The 3735-nt window shown below is 70.2% G+C and carries 3 protein-coding genes and 1 pseudogene; all 4 read right to left on the bottom strand.

Annotation, left to right across the window (positions count from 1 at the left end):
• Window positions 1-545, bottom strand: a pseudogene (locus NON22_RS21675) (phosphoribosylformylglycinamidine synthase); the annotation flags it as partial.
• Between the two features lie 151 nt (window positions 546-696).
• Window positions 697-1431, bottom strand: coding sequence for a DsbC family protein (locus NON22_RS21670; protein WP_257389080.1), 735 nt, complete (start codon window positions 1429-1431; stop codon window positions 697-699).
• Window positions 1432-1669: 238 nt separating this feature from the next.
• Window positions 1670-2692 (bottom strand): NADPH-dependent aldehyde reductase Ahr, encoded by a 1023-nt coding sequence (gene ahr, locus NON22_RS21665; protein WP_257389079.1) that lies wholly within the window; start codon window positions 2690-2692, stop codon window positions 1670-1672.
• 82 nt (window positions 2693-2774) lie between these two features.
• Window positions 2775-3437: an SPOR domain-containing protein gene (locus tag NON22_RS21660; protein WP_257389078.1), complete on the bottom strand. Its 663-nt coding sequence runs from the start codon at window positions 3435-3437 to the stop codon at window positions 2775-2777.
• Window positions 3438-3735 lie beyond the last annotated feature (298 nt).

Raw genomic sequence — 3735 nt, 5'->3', positions numbered from 1 at the left:
ATCTCGTCGGGCGCCAGGGCCAGGCCGAGGCGGCCGTTCGCGGCCGCGAGCGCCGCGGCCGGGTCGCTGCCGAGCGCGATGCGGCCGAGCGGGCCGGGACTGCCGGCCAGGAACAGCTGCTGCGCGTCGGCCAGCGAGGTCAGCACCGACTGGATCATCGGATCGTGCAGGACCGCGAGCAGGCCGTTCCAGGCCGCGCTGCCGGCGGCCGGCAGACTGCTGAGCTCGAACGCCACGGCGCGCTCGACGCGGTCGATCGCGAAGCCGCAGTCCTTGAGGATGTCGGTGGCCTTGCTCGACCACGGCGAGATCGTGCCGAGCCGCGGCACGACCCAGAGGCTGGCCGGCCGCGCCGCGTCGCCGCGCGCTTCCAGCACCTCGGCCAGACGCTTGCGGGTCGCCTCGTCGGGCGCCTGCGCCGCAGCCAGCAGATAGACATGGCGCGTCGATAGGACGCGGATTCCGGGTGCCGATTCGGCCAGCTGGCGATTCAGGCGATCGAGACGGAAGGCGGACAGGGCGCTTTGCCCGTCGAGGACGATCATGTAAGGCCGTTCCGGAGCGGGGTTCTCAGAAGGGCGCGCATGATAACCGCTGCCGTCCGGCGGCCGCCATCGCTGCGGCGCCGCACGCAGACACGCCGACGGCGGCTGCGTCGCTGCAGCCGCCGTCGGAAAACTTCACAAAATCCGTGGCTTACTTCGTCGAGGCGAGGCTGTCCAGGCGCTGGCGCATGGCCTCGGGGGCGAGGTAGCCGCCGATCTGCGTGCCGTCCGGCGCAATCACGGTCGGCGTGCCGTTGACACCGACGCGGCGGCCGAGCTCGAATTCCTCGCTGATCGGGTTGTCGCAGGTCGCCGACTTCGGGTCGGTGCCGGACTTGGCTTCGGTGAACGCCTTGTTGCGGTCCGCCGAGCACCAGACCGAAACGGCCTTCTCGAAAGACGGCGTGCCCGGGCCCGAGCGCGGGAACCAGAGGTATTCCACCGCGATGCCCTGCTCGTTGTACTTGGCGATGTCGTGGTGCAGCTTGCGGCAGTAGCCGCAGTCGATGTCGGTGAACACCGTCACCGTGTACTTCGGATCCTTCGGCGCGAAGATGATGCGCTTGGACTTCGGCACCTTGTCGACGAGCTCCTTGCGGATGCCGCCGAGACGCGCCTCGGTCAGGTCCTTGCGCGAGCTCATGTCGAACAGGCTGCCCTGCAGCAGGTACTTGCCGTCGGCGCTGACGTAGACGACCTGGCCGCCGGTGACCACCTCGTAGAAGCCCGGCAAGGTGGACTTGGCCACGGAATCGATCTTGGCCTGGGGCACCAGGGCGAGGATCGCGTCGCTGACGACCTTGGTTTCCTTGGCCTCGTCCGGGGCGGCCATGGCGGTGAAGGTCGCCGCCGCAAGGGCGAGGGCCAGGGTGAGCTTCTTGAACATCGCGAATCCTCGGAGTGGTTGCATGGATCCAGCCGACCCCGGCGCGGGAAGAAAGTTCAGCGCGGGGACAGGTTTCAGGCGAGCGCGCAAGAGTGCCAAGCGTCTGCCGCCGCCGCAAGAGCGCCCGGCCTGAACGGCCGGGCGCTCCCGTGAAGGTGTCCAGCCTCCCCTCGGGACCGCCGCCGGCGCCGGTTCATTGCAGCGCCGGAGCCGGCGGCTGCGCCCGGACGTGCGGAATTCACGCCGAAGCGCCGGTCTCCAGCACGACGCGATAGCGCGCCTTGCCGGCGCGCAGGTGTTCGAGCGCGTCGTTGACCCGCGCGAGCGGAAAGCGCTCGACCTGCGGCGCGATCGCGTGCCGCGCGCAGAACTCGAGCATGCTCGCGGTCGTCGCCGGGCTGCCCAGCGGCGAACCGCCGATACTCTTCTGCCCGCCGATCAGGCTGAACGCAGCGAGTTCTATCGGCTCCAGCACGCCGCCGACGAAATGCAGCCGCCCCTTGGGCGCCAGCGCCGCGATGAACGCGGCCCAGTCCAGCGCGACGTTGGCCGTGACGAGGATGAAATCGAACTGGCCGGCCAGCCGCTTGAGCGCGCCGCGGTCGCGGCTCGAGACGACCTTGTGTGCGCCGAGCGCCAGCGCCTCGTCGCGCTTGGAGTCGTTCGACGTGAACGCGGTGACCTCGCAGCCCCAGTGACGCAGAAACGCCAGCGCCATATGGCCGAGGCCGCCGATGCCGACCACGCCGACGCGGTCGGTCGGCTTCACGCCGGCGATCACGATCGGATTGAACACGGTGATGCCGCCGCAGAACAGCGGGCCGCTGGATTCGGGCGCCAGCGCGTCGGGCAGCGGGATCGCCCAGGCCCAGTGCGCGCGCACGCGGTCGGCGAAACCGCCGTGGCGGCCGACGAGGGTCTCCTCGCCGCTGGCGCAGAGGTGATGGTCGCCGCCCATGCAGGCGCCGCAATGCAGGCAACTCGCCGAGAACCAGCCCAGCCCCACACGCTGGCCCACCCGGCGGCCCTTGACCTGCGGGCCGCAGGCCGTGATGCGGCCGACGATCTCGTGTCCCGGCACGAACGGATAGCGCGTGCGGCCCCAGTCGTTGTTGAGCATGGACAGATCGGAATGGCAGATGCCGCAGTAGTCGACCGCGATCTCGACCTGTTCCTCGCCGAGCGGGCCCGGGTCGTACTCGAACGGCTGCAGCGCGGCCCTGGCTTCGGTGGCGGCCCAGGCGCGTATCGGTTGGCTCATCGTGGCGGCTCCGTCGGTGCGGGAAAACGAGGCGCCGAGCATACGCCCGCACGACAGCGCGCGACCGCCGGGGTCGTCCCGCTCAGAAGCAGTTGACCGACTGTTCCTTCAGGTCGATCAGATCGGGCAGTTGCGCGCGCCAAGCCACCGGCCGCTGCGGATCTTCGGAAAAGTCGATCCAGTACACCGGCAGATCCTCGGTCCGCTGCAGCATCTGCGGCGAGAAGCCCAGCCCGGCGATCTCGGCGCGGCGGCGCTCGGCATTGGCCTGTTCGCGGAACAGGCCCAGCGAGATCGTGTTCTGCTGATCGCCGGCCGTGACGACGTAGTAATCGCGCACTCCCTTGGCCGACAGCTGGCGCGCGACGCCGAGCGCCTGCTCGCGCGACGCCATGGCCGGCACGAACACCCAGTAGCCGCGCGGCTGGGTCGTGCGCGCCTCGCGGAACTGGATGCGGCGCACGCTCGGCGTCAGCTTGTTCAGCGCCGCGCGCACGTCGGCCTGCGTCGCGAACGGCCCGATGCTGCGGCATTGCTCGGGCGCGTCGCTGGCCGCGGGCGCTTCGGCGAGTTCGGCGCTGGCCGCGTCGCCGGGCCGTTCGCGCTCGGCCAGCAGCTCCAGCCGCGTGATGCCGTAGTCGGTCGCCGGGACTTCGTGCTCGGCGGTCTTCGGCGCGAAATACAGCCAGCTGCCGACGCCGACATTCATCGCGAGCAGCAGCAGGAACAACACGCGCAGAAACATGCCAGGACGCCGGTCAGGGGTGGCCGGATTCTAGTGTCCCGTTCCGCAAATAACTATCGAAGGATTCCGCGGTGTTTCGCCCCGATACGTCGTTGCCGCCAGTCGCGGCGACATGGCTGCGACGCCTCCCGCGCCTGGTGCCGGGACGAGATCCGTGCGGAATTTCTGAGCCGCACCATGGAGCGGGACACCGGCATGGCGGCCCGGCCATTCATGGAACGAGTCACCGCACGGGCGCCGCGCCGGCGCGCGCGGCGGGGCCGGCCAGCCGGGCCAGGCCGCGCAGCACCAGATCTGC

The organism is Tahibacter caeni, from assembly GCF_024609805.1.
GTDB classification, from domain to species: domain Bacteria; phylum Pseudomonadota; class Gammaproteobacteria; order Xanthomonadales; family Rhodanobacteraceae; genus Tahibacter; species Tahibacter caeni.
The sequence above is the reverse complement of the archived record's forward strand: the minus strand, read 5'-3'. Positions and strand labels throughout refer to the sequence as shown.

Coding starts and splice junctions, on each gene's coding strand:
- NON22_RS21660 (WP_257389078.1), bottom strand. CDS start 3,437: ATGTTTCTGCGCGTGTTGTTCCTGCTGCTGCTCGCGATGAATGTCGGC.
- NON22_RS21670 (WP_257389080.1), bottom strand. CDS start 1,431: ATGTTCAAGAAGCTCACCCTGGCCCTCGCCCTTGCGGCGGCGACCTTC.
- ahr (WP_257389079.1), bottom strand. CDS start 2,692: ATGAGCCAACCGATACGCGCCTGGGCCGCCACCGAAGCCAGGGCCGCG.